Source organism: Priestia iocasae (assembly GCF_016909075.1).
GTDB lineage: Bacteria > Bacillota > Bacilli > Bacillales > Bacillaceae_H > Priestia > Priestia iocasae.
Genome location: NZ_JAFBFC010000001.1, coordinates 117,473 through 136,760, shown reverse-complemented (window position 1 = coordinate 136,760; position 19,288 = coordinate 117,473). Strand labels below are relative to the sequence as shown.

Below are 19,288 nucleotides of genomic sequence, written 5' to 3'. Positions count from 1 at the left end.
AGAGGAGCAGTGAACATGGATAAAATCTTTTTACTCTCACAAATTAGTTTGTTTGATGAGCTTTCAATGGATGATTTAAAAATGATTGATACCATCAGTGAAATGAAGCCTGTTAAAAAAGGAACGTTAATTTTAACACCTGATAGCCCAATCGAAGCATTGTTCCTTTTGAAAAAAGGGCAAGTGCGCTTATATCGTATGAATCAAAGTGGCAAGCAATTTACAATCGATATTCTAGTGGACGGAAATATATTTGGTGAAACAGCTACTCTTTCCTTAACAGATGATCAAATTTATGCAGAAGCGATGACCGATACGTATTTATGTACAATTAGCCGTGAACAGTTTGAAGGATTTATTGAGCAGAACCCAAAAATCGCTTTAAAGTTCATAAATATTTTATCCACACGCTTAAAAGACTTATATAGCCTAAGCGAAAAAATTGCTTTAAGTGATGTTCGATACCGAATTTTATATTTACTGTTACATCTTAGTGAAAAAACAGGGAAACGAAAAAATGAATGGCAAACAATTGAGATGAAAATTACACATCAAGATATTGCAAATATGATTGGCTCAACAAGAGAAACAACGAGTGCTGTTATTAGTAAATTAAAAAAAGAGGGCTACATGAAGAGAGGACTAAAGTTGTCTATTAATGTTGAAAAAATTGAGGAGTTATTAGAAGAAATATAAAGCCTAAAAAGAGAGAATTCTACTTATCGAATTCTCTTTTTTTATACCTAACCTCTTTATTACGATATGCACTAGCAGTCATTTGTTAGGAACGACAGAAAAAGCAAATCATCCCTAATATGAGGTGACTCGCCTTCTTTTCATGAATCCTGTCATGTAGCTAACTCAACTTTACTTATTCGCATTTTTTGTGTCACTTCATATTTTTCTTGATATACTGAACTATTTTTCTTAACTCTGTGGTACTAGGACGACCAAACGGACTTGTTTGCTTTTGCTGATAGAGTAACTTACCTTCCTCATCTACTAGAAAATAGGCAGGCTCTCCATGTTCACCATGATCTTCATAAGGAGCATCCTCTCCATGATAGTAAACACCATATTCCTTCAACGCCTCTAACTTCTCATCTGAGAGTACGGGCATTGTTAATTGATGCTCTTCTACCATCTCTTTTAAATTAGCGACACTATCAGTCGAAATGGTTATAATATGAACATTCTTTTCCTCAAAGAACCCTTTACTACCCTCGAGATCTTTTAAGTCACTCACACAGACTGGACACCAAGCCCCTCTAAAGAAAATAATAAGATGCCATGACTGATGTTCTTTTTGATGAGAGTCGAATGAAAACGTCTCTCCTGTCACGGTAGGTAGTGAGAAATCGGGAACTTGACTCTTTAATGTAAATTCAGGCATTAAAAACCTCTCCTTTTTTAACGTTTTTAGTAGGAATAATAAACTAATTGTTCTTCTATATCATTTATCTTCACGATTTTTCTATTCTTAAACATGTTTGATACCTAAATTTCCGTGTAATCATCGTAGATTGGTTCAATTTATCACGAAAAAATCGAAGTCATTACTCAAACATTCGCTCTACTACCTTTTTGCTTCATACATATAATTATCTAAACCATTTAATGTATGTTTCAGCTACTTTTGGTACCCATCCATTAAAGAGCTTTTCTCTCCAATACTGATCAGCCGCTTGTTGAATAATTGCTCCATGAGTGGGATAAGGATGAATCACATTTGAGATATCTCCAATTTTATGTCCCTGCGCTTTAGCAAATGTAATCTCTTGCATCCAGTCTCCTGCGTTTTTTCCAACTGCATGTGCTCCTAAAATCGTGCCTTTTTCATTGGTTATGACTTTTAATAAACCAACTGCATCACGGTCAGACACGAATCGGTCAACATTTTTCACATCAACCTTGAAAACACGAATGTTATCCCCATGTGTTTCTTTCGCTTCTCTTTCTGTTAATCCTAAATGAAAGACCTCAGGATCTGTGTACGTAACCCATGGAACATGATCATACTTTACTTTTCCTTTTATACCGAATACAGCATTTCGTACAACCACTTTCCCTTCCATTCCTGCAGCGTGAGTAAATTGAAATTGCCCATTTACATCTCCAACCGCATAAATAGTTGGAACATTCGTTTGTAGATATTCATTAACGACTGCATAGCCATGCTTGAGTGTAACTCCCACTTCTTCTAGTCCCAGACCATCCGTGTTAGGCTTTCGACCAGCGGAGAGTAGAATTTCGTCAAAGATAAGTTCCTCTATCTTTCCGTTTTGCTCAAATGTAACTATTTTCTCATTCTCTTTCTTTTCAACTTTTTTTATTGATACATTAAATCGAAACGTCATTTCTTTTTGTAATTCAGTAAGAACGATAGGGACGATTTCTTCATCTTCTTTGCTAAATATAGTCGAATTCCCTTCCATTATCGTGACCTCTGATCCGAACCTAGCAAACGATTGAGCCATCTCTAATCCAATAGGGCCTCCGCCAATGACTAACAAGCGTTTTGGCGCTTTCTTGACTTCAAAAAGCGTTTCATTTGTAAGAAAGCCAGCTTCCAATAACCCGTCTATCGGCGGGATGTTCGGCCTTGAACCTGTTGCAAGAACAATACGCTTTCCTTCAATCGTCTTTTCTTTATTGATTTGTACTTGAGTGGTCGTTTTCAAATATCCTTTTCCTTCAAACAAATCAATTCCTAATTGTTTGAACCGCTCTTTACTATCATGCTCTTGAATAATGGAGATCGCTTCCTTTACTCTGTTCATTGCATGTTCTAAAGGAGCAGTCCCCTCGACTTTTAATCCGAATTTCTTGGCAGATTTAAATGTTTCATGAACCTCTTTAGCTGCCGTAATAAACGCTTTAGAAGGGACGCATCCATAATGCAGGCAATCTCCACCTAGCTCTGAATTTTTTTCAATCAGAGCCACTTTAGCACCTAAGCTAGCAGCACCAGCCGCTACTGTTAATCCACCAGCTCCCCCACCAATAACAATGACATCATATTTTTTCACGATGAATCCCTCTCTTTTCATAAAATAACTAATTTGAGCTTTTGCTAAATCGATTTTTAATCAATATAGGAATAGCTGTGAGTAAGATGAACACGATAATAGCAATGATAATAATAGTTGGATCACCACTTATAATACTGCTCCCCAAAAAGTTGTAAGCAAATGTGCCTGGTATAATACCAATCAACGTTCCTAAAAAGAATGATACAAATCGTACTCTTGAAACACCTGCTAAATAACTCACTAAATCAAAATTTAAAATAGGAAGAAGTCGAAACAGAAGAACATAGAGAAAGCCGTTTTTCTCCATTTGTTGTTGAATTTTTTTTACATTTCCTTCACGTTTGTCTCCCCCGATGTTCTTACCTAATTTTCTGGCAACGATAAACGACACAACCGCACCTGAAGTCGCACCTATAATTGTGTAAAGCGTTCCAAATAATGAACCAAACGCTAATCCTCCAGCAATAGATAAAATGGATGCCGGAAAAAAGATAAGTGGCCTTATTGTGTAAACAATGATATACACAACAGGTGATAATATTCCAAATGATAAAATCCAGTCTCGTATTTGATTTGTATCAAAATTTAAATAAGACCGACTAAACCAAATGATGATTCCAACAACCAGTAAGATTAATCCTACTTTCACTTTTTTGTTTAGTTTGTTCATTCTTTTTAATCCTTTCATTGTCATCTCATTGTTTACTTCATGCATTTATTTGAATTTACATGTATTATAAACACTTTTTAACAATCTGAATGTAAGCCTCCTTACATATTGTTATTTCTGTTTCTTATAAAATGAAAGCAATATTTACACGATTAGAAAGGAGACCTTCATGTTAGATACTCACGCCCGAAAATATGTACAACCTGCAATTGAAAAAACAGCCACCTTTTTCTTAAATCGAGGATTACATGCTAATCATATTACGTTTCTTGCTTTTCTTATTGGTGTTTCGTCTGGTTTGTTTATTTATTTTGACCATCCATATTGGGCTATTTTTGCGTTATGGCTCTCAGGTTTTCTTGATGCAGTAGATGGAACGATGGCTCGAAATACAAAACCATCCTCTTGGGGAACCTTACTTGATATAAGCTTTGACCGACTTGTTGAGATTAGTGTCATACTTGGCTTAGCCTTTCGTTTTCCACAAGCAATGTGGGCGTTACTTTTACTAAGTGTATCCATCATTTATGCCATGACAATTTTTTTAACGGTCGGGGCCTTGTCAGAAAAGCAAGGAGTTAAATCGTTTTATTATCAAGCTGGACTTGCAGAACGAACAGAAGGATTTCTTTTGTTTACAGCGATGATTTTATTTACAAAGCACCTAATTGTTTTGACACTCCTCTTTTTTGTTATTGAAACTTTTACTACATTTCAACGATTGTATGAAGCAAAGAAGCTTCTTAATTAAAAGAATAACACGGCTGATAGAAAATAAACGAGGAAGGAGATTTCTCTTTCCTCGTTTATGGTTTTTAATGATAGTGTCTGATTGAAATATTCTTCACTATCTAGAGCTAGGTTAGAGAGATATTCTCTTCTCAACTTGAAGAAATCTGACTAGATATGAGTTTGTTAAATGTAAATAGCCGACTTCTCCCAATGATTTCTCACTAAGAAAAGTCGGCTAATGCTTTTATCGCTCAAGTAACCTCTACAAAGATATAAGCAGAAGCTTCATTCGTTTTAAAACTATCAAGGTAGAGATAGAATCATATCCTAATAGGAAAAGTGTTCATTGTTTGCAGTGCTAAATTTTCCTAAATTTCTTCAACGCTTGTGAGTTCACTAAGTATAACAGACATGTATAGATAACTAACCCAAGAAGATAACCCCAAATCTGAAAGAAGCCATCACCATAAACCATCACGCCTTTAATGGCTGCTGCTCCATAATAGATAGGCATAATGTAGCTTAGATTTCCTAGATGATAAGGAATTAAGTCTAAAGGAATTAAACCTGAAAAAAACACTTGTGGAATAATCGTAAATGGAATCATTTGTACAACTTGAAGTTCTGAACTAGCAAAAATTGAAATGGTAGCACCAAATGAAACAGCTGTCACAGCTAATAAAACCATCGTAAGCAAAATCCATCCAATGTTTCCAGCAGAGCTTAATTGCAAAACAAATATAGCATACAGAACAACGAGAATTGCTTGAATGATTGCAAACACGCCATATCCTAACGTATAACCAAGGATGACCTCGCCTCGCTTAATTGGTGTCATTAATAACCGTTCTAATGTACCACCACTTCTCTCTCTTACAAGTGCCATTCCCGAAATGATAAACACTAAGAAAAACGAGAATAAAGCCAGAAACACATAGCCAAGTGAATCAAAGCTTGACTGTTCTTGTGTTCCATAAACGTAGGACATCTCTATCTTTGCCGATGGGTTTAAGGAAGCCATCGCTGCTTGAATCTCACTAGCTGCCTTCGCCCCTTTAGTGGAGGGCTCATACATGGTAATATTCATACCAGAGCTTTGTGACAAGGTAAGAATAGCATCTACATCATGATGATCTTTCAAGTATTCTGTTGCATCTTGATCTTCATCCTTTGTGATGCCTCTAACATGTAAATCTTGTTCTTCCAAAGCCGTTACGAGAGGGTTAGAAAGGGCACTTTTATCAACTCCTACTGTCGGCACATAATCTGAATTACCTAATAGAAAATAAATCAACGTCAAAATTAATAGTGGCGCAACTAAAATCATCATAACACTTCGTTTGTCATTTATTGTTTGAAGGATGACGCGTTTGGCTAAATGAATCATCGTACGACACCACCTTTTGGTTCACTTGAAGCAATGAAAAATAATTCCTCGACTCGTCCGTTTTCCGTTTTATCAAGTAGATTTGTAACCGTATCATATTCAATTAAAGAACCGTTATAAATGAGTGCTGCTTTGTCACATTCTGTTACTTCATCCATCACATGCGTAGAAACAATAATGGTAGTTCCAGAATTTTTAATGACTTCAAATTGGGCCCATATCGTACGGCGTAACACAGGATCAATTCCTACTGTCGGCTCGTCTAAAAATAAGATTTTAGGAGAATGCAAAATGGAAGCTGCCAGAGACAGTCGCTTTTTCATGCCTCCAGAAAAATGCTTTACTAATTTCTTTCGATGGTCTGTTAAATCAACTATGGCTAGTACTTCATTGATACGATTTTTCAATTCGCGTTTATCAATACCATAAAGTCCTCCAAAAAAATACAAATTCGCTTCGCCAGATAGATCGTCGTATAACGCATCATTTTGCGGCATAAATCCTATCTTTTTTAACATGCTCATATTTGGCATCTGTACATCTTCGAATTGAATCGTTCCTTCATCAGCAGTAATGGCACCAATCATCAAGCGAATTAGTGTTGTTTTGCCAGAACCAGAAGGGCCTAACAAACAACAAATTTCTCCTGTTGGGATTGTAAGTGTAATATCTTTTATAACTTGCTTTTGATTAAAGCTTTTACTAACATGTGAGACTTGAATATCCATTACTGTTCCTCCTTCAATAAATATAGCCACAGCCATCATTTATTCTTACTTTCGTCACGCTTTAACTAAAATAATAAACAATGTGTTGATTTACTATATAATAGAAGTATAATTTCTGACTAATGTCTATTCAATAATCAAAAAGGAAAGATATGTAGATTAATGGACACCATTTAAGAATGTGTTGAAAAAGTAGAGGAAAAAGATCTTAAGATAACTATCATTAGAGAGATAACACCTAGTCTACATTGCCGTTTATTTTGACAAACCTAAAGTCTTTCTTTACCTTTTTACATACCGCATTTTTAACCAAAGACTTGAGCAGCAATACCAAATAACGTACCGTTTCTAGATGGCATACTAACCGAATGAGTCACCATGATTGGAGGTTGACTAACTTGTTTAAATCCTCTTTGCGTTAAAAGTGACATAAATGGTTCATTGTCTGATGGCACATCGATTCTCAATTTACCTTGATGCCCAGAAGTTAACCAATTAACTAGTAAAGCAGCTGTTTTAGCATTGGGGGCGACAATAGGACCTAAAACTAAGTTAATGGGACCTAGAATAGACATTCCATAACCGATTATATTTCCCTTTTTGTCTCTCATGACCAAGCACTTTTCTGACTGATTGATTCTATTTCGGAGGAACGTGCTTCTTTTATCTCCGAATGCAGCTGCATCTAACTGTAAAATGTCGTTAAAGTCTTGATTATTAAACACTTCGATAATCATATCCTCACGCTGATATAGTGGTTGATTGAATAAATAACTATCACAGAGAAACTTATGAACATAATTAACTGCGATAAAGCCCATTTTTTCATAAAGATGCTTTCCTTCTTCAGTAGAAATTAACATGATTGAAGTCTGATGTGACACAGAGTCTATGCACTTTTGCGTCACCTCTTTTCCTAACCCTCTTCCTCTATATTCTTTATGAACGATTACCATCCCAATTGAAGCTAACTTAGCATCATAAGGAACTATTGCAGCACTAGAAACAATAGCTCCTTGCTCATTTTTATGTCCAAATATTTTACCAGAAGATAAGACCGTTCCAACTTCATGCTCATCATAATCCCACCCAACTGACGCTGATAGCTCAATTAAACCCTTAACATCACATTTATTAAATTGAACCAAATCTAATATTGATTGGTTACATGTGGCCACTATGCATTCTCCTTTGTACATCATCTAGTCACCTTCGTTAAAACTACTGTACTATACTGTACTGGACTGGACTAGACTTTTTCTATTTCTTTGAGAACAATCAGTAATAAACACATGTATGGTAACTTCATTATGCAAGTGTGTATGAAAGGTTCATACACTCTATATTGACTAGGAATGCTATTTATAAAGACTAACTTCTTATTTAATAGAAAGATTGATTTGTGTCTTCAATTTCTACGAAAAGAGTCTGAGACATAAGTGAGTAAAACGAAGAAAAGAAGATTTATATCCAACAGGGAGTTCGATGTTTTATTTTTAGTTAAATCGCTTACAGAAAAGGGCGATAAATTAGAAAATAACCTATTAAACTTGTAGGCAGAATGGTTGCTATATAAATTACAGATATTCCAATAAAATGCTATTCGATGAACATAAATAACCGACTCCTCCCAATGATCTCTCATTAAGAAAAGTCGGCAACAGGTATGCTTATAGCTCAAGTTCCCCCATACGAAGGAGCTCTACCACCGCTTGCGAACGCCCCTTGACTCCAAGCTTTTGCATTGCATTTGAAATGTGATTTCGAACTGTTTTTTCACTGATAAATAGTTCACTTGCAATTTCTTTTGTTGTTTTGTCTTGTACTAAAAGTTCAAATACTTCTCGTTCTCTTTTAGTAAGTAATGGCTTTGGTTGAAACTCTTTCTCCTTCAATGTAACCCTCCTTGCCTGATCCTGAGTTGAACTATCGGATGGGTGTAAAGTTAGTCACCATATCTTATGTGCAAAGGCTAAAGGCGGTTACTAATTCCAAAACTTTTTATTTACAAACTTCTGTTTTATTTGTTAATAACTCTTTTTGTGCGTCAGACCAAGGATGTCCTTTTCCTGTTTTCTTTAAAATTTGAACCATCGTCCCTCGTCCTACAAAGCATACTTCACCATCCTGATTAATGGCCATGTAATGTAAATCTACTGAAGACGTTCCAATGTTTTCTGCTTTCACATAAAGCTGAAATGAATCCCCGAAAAAGACTTGCTTCCAAAAATCGCATTGTAAGTCTGCCACAACAGGAATACTGTCCGAGGTTGGATGTGTCCACGTTTGCATAAATCCAAGGTGTTTGAAGTATTCAATTCTTGCTTCTTCAAAATAGACAAACGGAATTGTATTATTTAAATGACCAAACATATCCGTCTCTGAAAAGCGCACCTTTATTTTATGATTAAATGAAAACCCTTCTTTCCATTGTGCAAAGTCTTGAATGTATGAAGCTTGCTTCATCTTCCATCCCCCTATGTATATGTAAAATTACCATTATTGTTCGATTCTTTATATAGACGACATCTGTTTATCTAAACTTCTCAAACCTCTTTAAATGTTTGCAAAGCAAATTATCAAAATGGCAGAACGCGTAAGTTTAGAAAAACCCCTTTATGATTCACATAAAGGGGTTTTATTAATCCGTAATAAAATGACTTATACTTGATCGCTTCCAAAGAAGTTACGGAATGCTTGAATGGTTGTATCTCTATTTAACGCAGCAATCGATGTTGTTAAAGGAATACCTTTTGGACATGATTGAACACAGTTTTGAGAGTTACCACAGTTTGCTAAGCCGCCATCATCCATGATTGCATTTAGACGCTCACCTTTATTTAAGGCACCTGTTGGATGAGCATTAAATAAACGCACTTGCGATAATGGTGCTGGCCCGATAAAGTTTGACTTGCTGTTTACGTTTGGACATGACTCCAAACATACACCACATGTCATACATTTTGATAATTCGTACGCCCATTGACGCTTCTTTTCTGGCATACGTGGACCTGGTCCTAAATCATATGTTCCATCGATCGGAATCCATGCTTTTACTTTTTTCAATGAATCAAACATACGGCTACGATCAACTTGTAAATCGCGTACGACCGGGAATGTTTTCATTGGCTGTAAGCGAATCGGTTGCTCAAGTTTATCAACTAAAGCTGTACAAGATTGACGAGGCTTTCCGTTGATGACCATTGAACATGCGCCACATACTTCCTCTAGACAGTTCATATCCCAATTAATTGGGGTTGTTTCATTTCCATGTGCATCCACGGGATTGCGTCGAATCTCCATTAATGCTGAGATGACGTTCATATTCGGACGATATGGAATTTCAAACTCTTGTGTGTATGGAGCAGTGTCCGGTGAATCTTGACGAGTTATGATAAACTTAACTGTTTTGTTTTCACTCATCGATTAACGAACCCCCTCTTCTTGTTTTTTCGCACCTTTGTCCGCTTTTTTCTTCGTATAATCACGCTTACGAGGTTTAATTAATGATACATCTACCTCTTCATAATGAAATGCTGGAGCAGATTTTGAATCTACAAACTTCGCCATTGTTGTTTTTAAGAACTCTTCATCATTACGATCTGGGAATTCAGGCTTATAGTGTGCTCCACGGCTTTCATTACGGTTATAGGCACCTAGTGTAACAACGCGAGAAAGCTGTAGCATATTTTGCAATTGACGAGTGAATGCTGCCCCTTGGTTACTCCATTTTGCCGTATCGTTAATGTTAATGTTATCAAAACGCTCAATTAGCTCTTGAATTTTCTCATCTGTTTGTAATAGCTTGTCGTTGTAACGAACCACTGTTACGTTATCCGTCATCCATTCACCAAGCTCTTTGTGTAGAAGATACGCATTTTCTTTTCCGTCCATTGACATAATGCGATTCCATTTGCCTTCTTCTTCTTTTACATGACGCTCATAGAGACTAGATGGTAAAGAGTCTGCACTCTTTTCTAGACCGCTCATATATTCAACTGCTTTTGGACCAGCAACCATTCCACCATAAATGGCCGATAGCAATGAGTTTGCTCCTAGACGGTTTGCACCGTGCTGTGAATAATCACACTCACCAGCTGCAAACAAGCCAGGTATGTTGGTCATCTGATCATAGTCAACCCATAATCCACCCATTGAATAGTGAACAGCTGGGAAAATTTTCATTGGTACTTTACGAGGATCATCACCCATGAACTTTTCATAGATTTCGATAATACCGCCAAGCTTAATATCTAGCTCTTTCGGATCTTTATGTGATAAATCTAGGTAAACCATGTTTTCACCATTAATACCTAGTTTTTGAGACACACAAACATCAAAAATTTCACGAGTTGCAATATCACGAGGTACTAAGTTCCCATATGCAGGATACTTCTCTTCTAAGAAATACCAAGGTTTACCGTCTTTGTATGTCCAAACACGTCCACCTTCACCACGAGCTGATTCACTCATTAAACGAAGCTTGTCGTCTCCAGGAATCGCTGTTGGATGAATCTGAATGAACTCAGCATTTGAATAGTACGCTCCTTGTTGATAAACAATCGATGCTGCTGATCCTGTGTTGATTACAGAGTTTGTCGACTTTCCAAAGATAATACCAGGTCCACCAGTTGCCATAATAACTGCATCTGCTGGGAATGTCTTGATTTCCATCGTTGTTAAGTCTTGCCCTGTAATCCCACGACAGATACGATCATCATCAATAACTGCGCCTAGGAACTCCCATCCTTCGTACTTCGTTACAAGCCCGGCTACTTCATAGCGACGTACTTGCTCATCTAATGCGTATAATAACTGTTGACCGGTTGTTGCACCAGCAAATGCTGTACGGTGATGCTGCGTTCCACCAAAGCGACGGAAATCTAGTAATCCTTCTGGTGTTCTATTAAACATAACACCCATACGGTCTAGTAAATGAATAATACCAGGTGCTGCTTCACACATTGCCTTAACAGGAGGTTGGTTTGCTAAGAAATCTCCTCCATAGACTGTATCATCAAAGTGCTCCCATGGAGAGTCACCTTCACCTTTTGTGTTAACCGCTCCGTTTATGCCACCTTGAGCACAAACTGAGTGAGATCTTTTTACTGGAACTAATGAAAATAAATCTACTTGCTTTCCGGCTTCAGCTATTTTAATAGTGGCCATTAAACCAGCTAAGCCACCACCGACTACGATTACTCTCCCTTGACTCATCGTAACCCCACTCCTTTAAAACGAATTTAAATTAAGCAAATGCAAAGATTGTGCGAATACCTACAAATGTAAGCGCGAAGAAAATCGCTAATGTCACATAAGTTGAGATCTTTTGAGAACGAGGAGTTACCGTTAATCCCCAACTTACTCCGAATGACCATAAACCATTCGCAAAGTGGAAAATAGTTGATACGACACCAACAATGTAAAATCCTAACATGAATGGATTACTTAAAATATTCTCCATCATTTGGAAGTTCACAGGTTCACCGAGTGCTGCTTGAATTCTCGTTTCCCATACGTGCCAAGTAATGAAAATTAATGTAATTACACCTGACACACGCTGTAATACAAACATCCAATTGCGTAAGTAACCATAGTTATTCACATTGTTTTTAGCTGTAAAAGCAATATAAAGACCATAGACTGCATGAAATAAAATTGGTAGGAAAATAATGAAGATTTCTAATGCGTAGCGAAAAGGCAAGCTCTCCATAAAGTGAGCCGCTTGGTTAAAAGCTTCTTCCCCTTTTGTCGCAAAGTGGTTCACTACTAAGTGCTGAACAAGAAAGATTCCTACTGGAATAACACCTAATAACGAATGTAATTTGCGGTATTGAAATTCTCTGTTTGCCGCCATGTTTGTATACCCCCCTTGATAAAATGAAAAGACTTTGTGAAAATCATTGTAACTCCCGGTCCAGCTTGATAGATTGTTATACAAGATCAAAAATGAAAACCCTTGCATTTTTCGAAAGTATGTGACAAATTCATTTTACTCCTATAGAGAAAGACCGTCAAGGACACGAACTGCAATTGTTCAAAAAATATCCATATCTATATATAAGCTCTTTTTGCGTGATATTTATAAGCTTTCTAACCTATAAATCTATCTATTACACGTGCTTTATTTCCTTTTTCACTATTTGTGAAGAAGATATTTAAATAATAAAAAAAAGCACAAAACCGTATAAAAAAATGGATGAGACATCACCTATCTTTGTATATAATAATAGTAAAGAAAGAGGGGAAAAAATGAGTCATTTACATACCGAGGAAAAGCAAGATTTACAAGAAACAACTGAACGTGATGATAAGTTAAAAACACAAGTTCCATTTTTCGGATACACTCTTGTTCGCGATATCTTACTTACAGACTTATTAGGTAAAGATGCAGAGCAAATCTTATATTGGTCTGGAAAAAATATTGCTCGTAAATTCCCACTACATTCATCCGATGAAATAGTGAGCTTTTTTGCAGAAGCTGGGTGGGGATCACTTCTACTAGTAAAAGCAGACAAGCAAACAATTGAATTTGAGTTGCATGGTGAACTTGTAAAAAAACGCCTGGATGAACAAGTCGACTGCTCATTTCATCTCGAAGCTGGTTTTATCGCTCATCAAATTCAGCAACAAAAACAATGTATTGCAGAGTCTTATTTAACCGTTAAAGAAAGAGCTGGAAAAGTTTTCATCACTGTTAAATGGGATAAAAAAGATATCATTTCATAAATACAGTGGCCGTGTCCAAAGGAACAAAACGCTCCTTTTAACACGGCCCTTTTTATGAATAATTTGTTAGGCAGTAACAAGCTGTTTATCTAACTCAAATGCTACATGCAATGTTTCAACTGCTTTTACCATGTCGGTATATGGTACGACTGTTGACACTTTAATTTCGGATGTACTAACCATTTTCACTTCAATTTTTTCTTGTGCGAGTACCTCAAACATGTCCGCCGCTACACCAGGATTAGAAATCATACCTGATCCTACAATTGAAACCTTTGCTAATTGACTTTCATGCTCCACTTTTTCAAACTCCAAGATTTCACGGTTTTGTTCTAATACAGCGACTGTTTCTTGAAGATCTTCCGTTTTTACTGAAAAAGAGATCGACATACGGTCCGATGAGGTTGCATGCTGAATAATAATATCTACATTAATGTTGTTCTTTGCTAACGTTGTAAAAATAGTAGATAGCGTTTGAAGCTGATTACGTAATCCAGCAACTGTTACTCTTGAAATATTATCTTCAAAGGCGATTCCTCTTACCACTAAGTTTTGTTCCATTGATGGTTCCTCCTCCACAACTGTTCCATTTTCATTTTCTAAGCTTGAGCGTACTTCTAAAGGTACTTGATAATTTTTGGCAAATTCAACGGCACGCGGGTGAAGTACACCTGCACCTAAGTTTGCAAGCTCTAACATTTCATCATATGAAATTGCCTGTAGCTTTCTTGCATCTTTTATATATCTTGGATCTGTCGTAAACACTCCCGTTACATCTGTATAAATATCACACTTCTCTGCTTTTAGCGCAGCCGCTAATGCGACAGCTGTTGTGTCAGAGCCACCTCTACCCAGAGTGGTAATGTTTCCATCTTTTGTAACGCCTTGAAAACCAGCGACCACGACAATTTTTCCTTGTTTTAGTTGCGATTGAATGTGAGTAGTGTCAACATGCTGAATGCGTGCATTTCCATGAATGCTTTCTGTCTGCATTCCTGCTTGCCAGCCTGTAAATGACACTGCTTCATATCCCTTTTGGTGAAGAGCCATTGTTAAAAGTGAAATGGTCATTTGCTCACCTGTTGTTAATAACATATCCATTTCTCTTTTACTCGGCTGTGTCGTAATTTCATTTGCTAGTGATACAAGCTGATCTGTCGTTTTCCCCATAGCCGATACAACAACGACTACTTCATTTCCATTCTCTACTTCTTGAACAACACGACTTGCAACATGTTGAATACGCTCTACTGAACCAACCGATGTTCCTCCAAATTTTTGAACCACTAATCCCATATCTCTGCTCATTCCCTTTTTGTTATTTTTCATTTGTAGCAGTATGTAAAACATTGGGCTATAAATCACCTTTTTCACAATAAAAAAAGCAATGAGATGGAGGTCTCATTGCTTTTACGAACGAAAAAAAGATACGTTAACGTTCCTTGCGGTGAGATAGCTCTCCAAGACTACTACATCTTGACAGTCCTACATTTCTTCAATGCAAAACCAGCAAAGGTTACTATGAGGTAACGTTCACTTCGGCAAGTTTTCCTTTCACTAACCTTCGCTAGAGCTCATACTCTTCTAGTTAGCTACTAATAAAACCCGCACCTCTATCTTTCGCTTCATCATAGTGAAGCGGCTTATGAAATTAGTTAAAATAATAACAGGTATAACTTTTTTTTGCAAGATTAATCTTGCAATTTATTGTAAATTAATTTTGCTACTGCCTCTGGTACACCTGCTTCTTGAATGTGTTCTACCGTTGCCTCTCTTAACTTTTTAACAGAACCAAAGTGTTTTAAGATGGCTTTTTTACGCTTTTCTCCAACACCTGGTATGTCATCGAGAACCGATTGAAAAGCTGATTTTGATCGAATTTGGCGATGAAACGTAATCGCAAATCGGTGAACCTCATCTTGAATACGTTGGAGCAAATAAAATTCTTGACTATTTCGTTCTAGTTGAACAATTTCAGGTGGATCACCAATCATTAAGTTTGCTGTACGGTGCTTATCATCTTTCACTAAACCAGCAGTTGGTACTAATAATCCTAGCTCATTTTCTAATACGTCTTGTACCGCAGCGAGATGACCTCTTCCTCCATCAATAATAATTAAATCAGGAAACGGAAGGCCCTCTTTTAATACACGTGTATATCTTCTTCTGACTACTTCACGCATTGATTCATAATCATCTGGACCTTTTACCGTTTTGATTTTATATTTACGATACTCTTTCTTTTCAGGCTTTCCATCTATAAATACAATCATCGCTGACACAGGGTCCGTTCCTTGAATATTTGAATTATCAAATGCTTCAATTCGATACGGAGCATCAATTCCTATTTCTTGACCTAATTGTTCTACGGCTTTAATCGTACGCTCTTCATCTCGTTCAATTAAATAAAATTTTTCGTGTAAAGCAATTTTTGCATTTTTACACGCTAATTCAACTAGTTCCTTTTTCTTTCCACGCTTCGGGTGATGAACCTCTACTTCTAATAGCTGTTCAGCTAACGAAGCGTCAATTGTATGTGGAACCATAACCTCTTTTGGCTTTAGATTTTTCGCATAAAATTGTCCAATAAATGTGAGAAAATCCTCTTCGGGTTCATGGTAGAAAGGAAACATGGATACTTCACGTTCAATGAGCTTTCCTTGACGAATGAAGAAAACCTGTACACACATCCAGCCTTTATCATACGAATAGCCAAATACATCTCGGTCTACAAAATCGTTAAACGCCACTTTTTGCTTTTCCATCGTTGCTTCAATATGAGCAATTTGATCTCGATATTCCTTCGCTCGTTCAAAATCTAATTCCTCAGATGCTTTCATCATTTTCTCGTGCAGCTCATTCTTCACTTCACCATGTCCACCATTTAAAAATTTTGTAATGCTTTCAATGAGCTGTTTGTTTTGCTCTTCTTTTACTTCATATACACAAGGCGCTAAGCATTGTCCAATGTGATAATAAAGGCACGCACGGTCTGGCATCGTTGAGCATTTGCGTAATGGATAAATACGATCTAGCAATTTTTTTGTCTCATTTGCTGACTGAGCATTTGGATATGGACCAAAATATTTCCCTTTATCTTTTTTCACTTTTCTCGTAATCACTAATCGAGGTTGCTTTTCAGCCGTAATTTTGATAAAAGGATACCCTTTGTCATCTTTTAACATCACATTGTACTTTGGATCATGCTTTTTAATTAAGTTCATCTCCAAAATGAGTGCTTCAAGATTTGAAGATGTGACAATATATTCAAAGTCCACAATATCTTGGACCAGCCTTTGAGTCTTTCCATCATGTGAACCTGTAAAATAGGAACGTACTCGATTTTTTAATACCTTTGCTTTTCCTACATAAATAACCGTACCATACTTATCTTTCATTAAGTAACAACCAGGTTGGTCTGGTAAAATACTTAATTTTTCTTTTAAATGATCTTTCATCACCTTTTCACCTCACCTCTTTTTAATGTACCCATCGATACAAGGTAATGTCATAATAAACAGGATCAAACAATTTATTTGAATGAAAGGTTTTTACCTTTTCTAAATGACTCTCCATGTTAATTCCTTGCTTTTTAAATCCTTCTACAACATGACTTGTTACAAAAACGTCACTATAATTTCCATGTTTAGCATCTTGTAAAAAGTAATCATATGTTAACACACGTTTATAAGAAAATGGTACATGTAAATATTCAAAGATGCGCGTTTCTTCCCATGTATAAATCATTGCCTGTTCTTGTTGTTCATTCATATAATGAGCTAATTGATAAACAGCCGGCACTTCATTTTTTTGCTCGTTAAGCAGCTGCGCTCCTATAATGGTTTGAATAACTATGAGACATATGATAAACAGAGAAAGAACGTTCCAGCTCCTTCGAAAAGAACATACATAAAACAACAAAAAACAAACGAATGTTGGCAGTGGTAAAATGTGTCTAGGCTTATCAATATTTTGAGCAAAGAATGCCCATGCCATATAAGCAGCCATTAACAATACTAGCAGTATGATATAAGAAGGTGCTTCACTTACTTGTCTCTTCTTAAACCAAATAAGTGAGATACTAATTAATACAACATATCCTACTAATAAAACAGGGGTTTCGCTCGAAAAGCCTGTCCACATAATATTTTGAATGAGCAGCCATAGTCGTTCTGCATAAGAGCGGTTCTCTGTTACAATTGATCCTCCCCAATCTTGAAAGTGACCTTCTGTAAAAGACAAAGCCAAGGATAGGAAGGGACCAAACCCACCTTCTGTAGCAGCAAGAGCTGTTATCCATATGAATTGAAAACTAATAGCAGCGAACATAAAAAAGACCACTCTCATCATGCGTCGATGCTTCTTCCAGTCTCTCCACCAACTAAATAATAAGCCTACCCCAAATGCAAGATAAGAAAGTCTCACTCCCATTAGCAGGCTAAATAGAAACACAGCCAACAAATGATACAGAATCGAATGCTTGACTGATTGATCTGCCTTCATTACGATCCAGATATACCACCATAAAAGTGCGTAAGCCGCTCCTTCTGACATTGGCTGCGTTGTCATAATTCCAACAAACCCTAGACTTTGAACAAGAGTCACAAGCAAAAGGCTCTTCTCGCTTGTTAAAAATTTCTTCCCTATTAAAAAGAGAGGGATAGAAGCGGTAAGAAGAAGCAACACATTAAAAACAACCAGTGCTTTCGTTGGCTCTTCTACAAATGGTGAAAGCAACATTCCCCCTAAAATAAAATAAGGATAACCAGGAAAGTGAGGCTGCATCGCCAATAAATCAAATTGAGAAAGAGCAAGTACAAAATCTACTTCGTCCCATGTTCTCGGAATATCTGTTGCATAATGAAACAAAAGGATAAAAACTGTGCTTAGTAAGGTAACACATGTGAAAATGATTGCTTTGTAACGCATAAAGCCCTCCTACATCTAATCTCACAAAGAAATAAGACTTATTTCCATTATATAAAAAAATGCTAACCATAAAAAAGAAAACCCACCACATGTGAGTTTTCTTTCAACAAACGATTATGAAACTTTAATTGCTTTATTACTTTTATTGTCTATCTTCTTATTTTTTAAAAATTGAAAGGATATTCGACCTCGATCAAAGAACCTCATCATCACAAAGATAAAGATGAAATATCCCCAATATCCGATTACTTGCTCAAAAGATGGATTGTGACTATAACCAAACATCGCTGCCATAAACAAACCAATTTGACCACTAATTAATACATCTTCTCCTGTATCACGTTTATAGTGCATTTCATCCTGATAATGCTCTGGCATAATATGAACAATGTTATAGATTTCTTGTGGTTTACCTTCTGCTGTTGTAACAACAGATCCTAATTTCCCAAGATCTTGCAACACGCCAATTCCTTGAACAAGTAAACCAGCTGCAATAAACATAATTAAAATACCTGTAATATTAAAGAAGTTCTTCAATGAAAATTTCATCGTACCAGAGAAGAATAAGTAACCGATAATTAACGCTAACAACAATCCACTAAGCGCACCATGACTTGTAAACACTTTCGTAATATCTCCACCGCTAATGGCAGCAAAGAAAAACACGGTCTCTACCCCTTCACGAACGACAATCAAATAAGAATGAATCACCATCGCTGACACACTACCTGCTGTAACAGCAGCATTTATCTTCTCTTGCATGTCAGATTTAATGTCATTCGTTTGCTTCTTCATCCAAACCACCATGTGGGTCAAGAGGAAGACAGAAGCAAACATAATCCCCACTTTCAAATAGACCTCTGAGCCAAAGCTTGCAAACCCTGTAAACACGACTTGAAACAGAAGGGCTACTAAAAACGAACTAACAAGCGCTAAACCGACACCTACATAGACCCATTTTTTATATTGATTTGCATTAAGACGTGTTAAGTATGATAAAACTAGCCCAACAATTAAAATGGCTTCTATAGCTTCACGAAGTGTAATCAGAAACGCTTGAAAGTCCATTTCGCATCCTCTC

At 36.6% G+C, this 19,288-nt stretch carries 18 protein-coding genes and 1 riboswitch; of the genes, 3 read left to right on the top strand and 15 right to left on the bottom strand.

Annotated features, from left to right (window positions below; all coding sequences use genetic code 11):
- Positions 1-15 precede the first annotated feature (15 nt).
- A complete protein-coding gene (locus JOC83_RS00635; RefSeq protein ID WP_205182526.1) occupies positions 16-696 on the top strand; it encodes a Crp/Fnr family transcriptional regulator in 681 nt (226 codons plus the stop codon).
- Between the two features lie 193 nt (positions 697-889).
- Here JOC83_RS00635 and JOC83_RS00630 read toward each other — a convergent pair whose 3' ends face one another.
- The 3 genes from JOC83_RS00630 to JOC83_RS00620 form a co-directional block, all read right to left on the bottom strand.
- Positions 890-1,393: a peroxiredoxin family protein gene (locus tag JOC83_RS00630; RefSeq protein WP_205182524.1), complete on the bottom strand. Its 504-nt coding sequence runs from the start codon at positions 1,391-1,393 to the stop codon at positions 890-892.
- A gap of 208 nt (positions 1,394-1,601) precedes the next feature.
- Complete coding sequence (locus JOC83_RS00625) at positions 1,602-3,029, bottom strand: FAD-dependent oxidoreductase (RefSeq protein ID WP_205182522.1); 1,428 nt, start codon at positions 3,027-3,029, stop codon at positions 1,602-1,604.
- 28 nt (positions 3,030-3,057) lie between these two features.
- On the bottom strand, positions 3,058-3,702 hold the full coding sequence (locus JOC83_RS00620; protein ID WP_205182520.1) for a TVP38/TMEM64 family protein: 645 nt from the start codon (positions 3,700-3,702) through the stop codon (positions 3,058-3,060).
- 169 nt (positions 3,703-3,871) lie between these two features.
- Here JOC83_RS00620 and JOC83_RS00615 point away from each other — a divergent pair, with 169 nt between their 5' ends.
- Complete coding sequence (locus tag JOC83_RS00615) at positions 3,872-4,453, top strand: CDP-alcohol phosphatidyltransferase family protein (RefSeq protein WP_205182519.1); 582 nt, start codon at positions 3,872-3,874, stop codon at positions 4,451-4,453.
- Between the two features lie 339 nt (positions 4,454-4,792).
- Here JOC83_RS00615 and JOC83_RS00610 read toward each other — a convergent pair whose 3' ends face one another.
- The 8 genes from JOC83_RS00610 to JOC83_RS00575 form a co-directional block, all read right to left on the bottom strand.
- Positions 4,793-5,821 (bottom strand): ABC transporter permease, encoded by a 1,029-nt coding sequence (locus JOC83_RS00610; RefSeq protein ID WP_205182518.1) that lies wholly within the window; start codon positions 5,819-5,821, stop codon positions 4,793-4,795.
- Positions 5,818-6,549, bottom strand: a complete 732-nt coding sequence (locus JOC83_RS00605; RefSeq protein ID WP_205182517.1) for an ABC transporter ATP-binding protein — start codon at positions 6,547-6,549, stop codon at positions 5,818-5,820. Before JOC83_RS00605 ends, JOC83_RS00610 begins: the two co-directional genes overlap by 4 nt.
- A 305-nt stretch (positions 6,550-6,854) precedes the next feature.
- Positions 6,855-7,727, bottom strand: coding sequence for a GNAT family N-acetyltransferase (locus JOC83_RS00600; protein ID WP_338038853.1), 873 nt, complete (start codon positions 7,725-7,727; stop codon positions 6,855-6,857).
- A 492-nt stretch (positions 7,728-8,219) separates the two neighbouring features.
- A complete protein-coding gene (gerE, locus tag JOC83_RS00595) occupies positions 8,220-8,444 on the bottom strand; it encodes a spore germination transcription factor GerE (RefSeq protein ID WP_013059396.1) in 225 nt (74 codons plus the stop codon).
- A gap of 106 nt (positions 8,445-8,550) precedes the next feature.
- Positions 8,551-9,015, bottom strand: coding sequence for an acyl-CoA thioesterase (locus JOC83_RS00590; RefSeq protein WP_205182515.1), 465 nt, complete (start codon positions 9,013-9,015; stop codon positions 8,551-8,553).
- A gap of 195 nt (positions 9,016-9,210) precedes the next feature.
- The gene (sdhB, locus tag JOC83_RS00585) at positions 9,211-9,972 is read right to left on the bottom strand and encodes a succinate dehydrogenase iron-sulfur subunit (protein ID WP_205182514.1); all 762 of its coding nucleotides are present in this window, start codon (positions 9,970-9,972) and stop codon (positions 9,211-9,213) included.
- 3 nt (positions 9,973-9,975) lie between these two features.
- On the bottom strand, positions 9,976-11,766 hold the full coding sequence (sdhA, locus tag JOC83_RS00580; RefSeq protein ID WP_205182513.1) for a succinate dehydrogenase flavoprotein subunit: 1,791 nt from the start codon (positions 11,764-11,766) through the stop codon (positions 9,976-9,978).
- Positions 11,767-11,797: 31 nt separating this feature from the next.
- The gene (locus JOC83_RS00575) at positions 11,798-12,406 is read right to left on the bottom strand and encodes a succinate dehydrogenase cytochrome b558 subunit (protein WP_205182512.1); all 609 of its coding nucleotides are present in this window, start codon (positions 12,404-12,406) and stop codon (positions 11,798-11,800) included.
- Between the two features lie 395 nt (positions 12,407-12,801).
- On the opposite strand from JOC83_RS00575, the gene JOC83_RS00570 reads away from it, so the two are divergent.
- Positions 12,802-13,278 (top strand): YslB family protein, encoded by a 477-nt coding sequence (locus JOC83_RS00570; RefSeq protein ID WP_205182510.1) that lies wholly within the window; start codon positions 12,802-12,804, stop codon positions 13,276-13,278.
- Between the two features lie 66 nt (positions 13,279-13,344).
- Here the strand turns inward: JOC83_RS00570 and JOC83_RS00565 are convergent, their stop codons facing one another.
- From JOC83_RS00565 to JOC83_RS00550, 4 genes are all read right to left on the bottom strand, one after another.
- The gene (locus JOC83_RS00565) at positions 13,345-14,574 is read right to left on the bottom strand and encodes an aspartate kinase (protein WP_205184693.1); all 1,230 of its coding nucleotides are present in this window, start codon (positions 14,572-14,574) and stop codon (positions 13,345-13,347) included.
- Between the two features lie 149 nt (positions 14,575-14,723).
- Positions 14,724-14,902, bottom strand: a riboswitch (Lysine riboswitch).
- A gap of 67 nt (positions 14,903-14,969) precedes the next feature.
- Complete coding sequence (gene uvrC, locus JOC83_RS00560) at positions 14,970-16,736, bottom strand: excinuclease ABC subunit UvrC (RefSeq protein WP_205182508.1); 1,767 nt, start codon at positions 16,734-16,736, stop codon at positions 14,970-14,972.
- Positions 16,737-16,758: 22 nt separating this feature from the next.
- Positions 16,759-18,207: a nucleoporin-interacting protein gene (locus JOC83_RS00555; protein WP_205182506.1), complete on the bottom strand. Its 1,449-nt coding sequence runs from the start codon at positions 18,205-18,207 to the stop codon at positions 16,759-16,761.
- A gap of 114 nt (positions 18,208-18,321) precedes the next feature.
- Positions 18,322-19,275 carry an FTR1 family iron permease gene (locus JOC83_RS00550; protein WP_205182504.1) on the bottom strand — a complete coding sequence of 318 codons (954 nt, stop codon included), beginning with the start codon at positions 19,273-19,275 and terminating at the stop codon, positions 18,322-18,324.
- Positions 19,276-19,288: the final 13 nt, after the last annotated feature.